Here is a 2844-nt window from a genome sequence, read left to right as displayed (position 1 = left end):
CCGCGAACACCGGGAACCGGGCATACAGCTCACGGCCCATGCCGGCCCGCTGCGAACCCTGACCCGAGAACAGCACCGCCAGCGACCGCTCGGCAGCACGACCACGCGCCACCTCCACCGGCCGCTCCCCCGCCGCACCCGCCGCACCCGCGAGAAGCACCGCCCGATGCTCGAACAACGACCGCCCGGAGGCCAGCGAGAAGCCGACCTCCAGCGCTGACGCGGTGTGGGGGTCGAGGGAGGTGATCCGCTCCAGTTGGCCTTCCAGGGCCTCCTCGGACTTGGCCGACACCGGCCACGGCACGACCTCGGGAAGGCGCCCGGGCTCCGCGGCCAAAGTGACGGGCTCGGTCTCCGGGGCCTGCTCGATGATGGTGTGCGCGTTGGTGCCGCTGATACCGAAGGACGACACGCCGGCACGGCGCGGACGTCCGGTCTCCGGCCAGTCGACGGTCTCGGTGAGCAGGCACACCTCGCCCTCGGTCCAGTCCACGTGGGTCGACGGCGCGTCGATGTGCAGGGACTTGGGCAGGAGGCCGTGGCGGAGCGCCATGACGGTCTTGATGACACCGGCGACACCGGCGGCGGCCTGGGCGTGCCCGATGTTCGACTTGATGGAGCCGAGCAGCAGCGGCCGGTCGGTGGGCCGGTCCTGGCCGTAGGTGGCGAGCAGGGCCTGCGCCTCGATCGGGTCGCCGAGGGTCGTGCCCGTGCCGTGCGCCTCGACGGCGTCCACGTCGGCGGTGGAGAGCCCCGCGCTCGCCAGGGCCTGGCGGATCACGCGCTGCTGGGAGGGGCCGTTGGGGGCGGTCAGGCCGTTGGAGGCGCCGTCCTGGTTGACGGCCGAGCCGCGCAGCACGGCAAGGACGGGGTGGCCGTTGCGGCGGGCGTCGGAGAGGCGCTCGACGACGAGCATGCCGACGCCCTCGGACCAGCCGGTGCCGTCGGCGGCGTCGGCGAAGGCCTTGCAGCGGCCGTCGGGGGCGAGGCCGCCCTGCCGGGTGAACCCGGCGTATCCCATGGCGGTCGACATCACGGTGACGCCGCCCGCGAGGGCGAGGCTGCACTCGCCGGAGCGCAGCGCGTGGGCCGCCCAGTGCAGGGCGACCAGAGAGGAGGAACAGGCGGTGTCGATCGTGACCGCCGGGCCCTCCAGGCCGAAGGTGTAGGAGAGACGGCCGGAGATGACGCTGGTGGCGAGACCGGTCGGGGCGTGGCCCTCGGCGTCCTCGCTGGAGTTCATGACGAGGGTGGTGTAGTCCTGGCCGCTGGTACCGACGAAGACACCGGTCTGGCTCCCGCGCACGGTCGCCGGATCGATGCCGGCGCGTTCGAACGCCTCCCAGGACGTCTCGAGGAGCAGGCGCTGCTGCGGGTCCATGGCGAGGGCCTCGCGCGGGGAGATCCCGAAGAAGCCGGCGTCGAAGTCGGCGACGTCGTAGAGGAACCCGCCCTCGGAGGTGGCGCTGCGGCCGTGGCCGCCGTGTCCGCCGCGCATGAGGGTGTCCAGGTCCCAGCCGCGGTCGGTCGGGAAGGCCGAGATGCCCTCGCGGCCCTCGACGACGAGGCGCCACAGTTCCTCGGGCGAGCTGACGCCGCCGGGCATCCGGCAGGCCATGCCGACGATGACCACCGGGTCGTCGGCCGTCGCGGGCAGGACCGTGCCGGTGGCCGCGGGCGTGCCGGCGACCCGCTCCTCCTCGAGCAGCGCGGCCACCAGGTGCTCGGCGAGCACGGTGGGCGTCGGGTAGTCGAAGACGAGGGTCGCCGGGAGCCGCAGGCCGGTGACCCCGGTGAGGCGGTTGCGCAGTTCGACCGCGGTGAGCGAGTCGAAGCCGAGGTCGTGGAAGTCGCGGTCGGCCTCGACGGCCTTGGGCGAGGAGTGGCCGAGCACGGAGGCGGCCTCGCCGCGGACCAGGTCGAGCAGGACGCGGACGCGTTCCTCCTCCCGCGCCTGAAGGAGCTGGCGGGTGAGGTCCGCGGCGACCCGGGCCCCGCCGACGGCGGTGGCGGCCGCACGCCGGGTGCCGCGCACCAGGTTGCGCAGCAGCGGCGGCACCTCGCCGGGCATCCGGGTGTTGCCGGAGGCGCCGATGGGCACGAGGTACGGCTCGTCGGAGACCGTGGCGGCGTCCCAGAGCGCGAGCCCCTGTTCGACGGTGAGGGGCGGCGCGGCCGAGGCGGCCATCCTCCGGGCACTGGCGTCGGAGAGGGTGCCGGTCATGCCGCCGTCCTGGACCCAGGCGCCCCAGGCGAGTGAGAGGGCGGGCAGGCCGGACGCGGACCGCTGCTGGGCGAGCGTGTCCAGGAAGACGTTGGCCGCCGCGTAGTTGCCCTGGCCGGCACTGCCCATCACGCCGGACACCGACGAGAACATGACGAACGCGGCCAGGTCCAGGTCCCGGGTCAGCTCGTGCAGGTGCCAGGCGGCGTCGACCTTCGGCCGCAGCACGTCCGAGACCCGCTCCGCCGACAGGGAGGTCACCACACCGTCGTCCAGCACACCGGCCGCGTGCACGACCGCGGTCAGCGGGTGCGCCGCGGGGACCTCGGCGAGGAGCGCGGCGGTGGCCTCACGGTCGGCGGTGTCGCAGGCCGCGACGATCACCTCGGCGCCCAGCTCGCGCAGTTCTGCGGCGAGTTCGGCGGCGCCCGGCGCGTCCGGGCCGCGCCGGCTGGTCAGCAGCAGGTGCCGCGTCCCGGAGGTCACGAGGTGCCGGGCGAGGTGTCCGCCGAGCGCGCCGGTGCCGCCGGTGACGAGGACGGTGCCCTCGGGGTTCCAGCGCGGCGGCATCGTCAGCACGATCTTGCCCACGTGCCTGGCCTGGCTCATGAACCGGAACG

The 2844-nt window shown here is 74.4% G+C and carries 1 protein-coding gene; it reads right to left on the bottom strand.

The genetic code is table 11. The annotated features are described in order from the left end of the window. The coding region (locus ORI94_RS35090; RefSeq protein ID WP_266083148.1) for a type I polyketide synthase at positions 1-2844 on the bottom strand (2844 nt) is incomplete at both ends.

The organism is Streptomyces sp. NEAU-W12, from assembly GCF_026242095.1.
Classification (GTDB): Bacteria; Actinomycetota; Actinomycetes; order Streptomycetales; family Streptomycetaceae; genus Streptomyces.
Note: the sequence above shows the minus strand (reverse complement) of the source record. Positions and strands in the feature narration are given on the sequence as shown.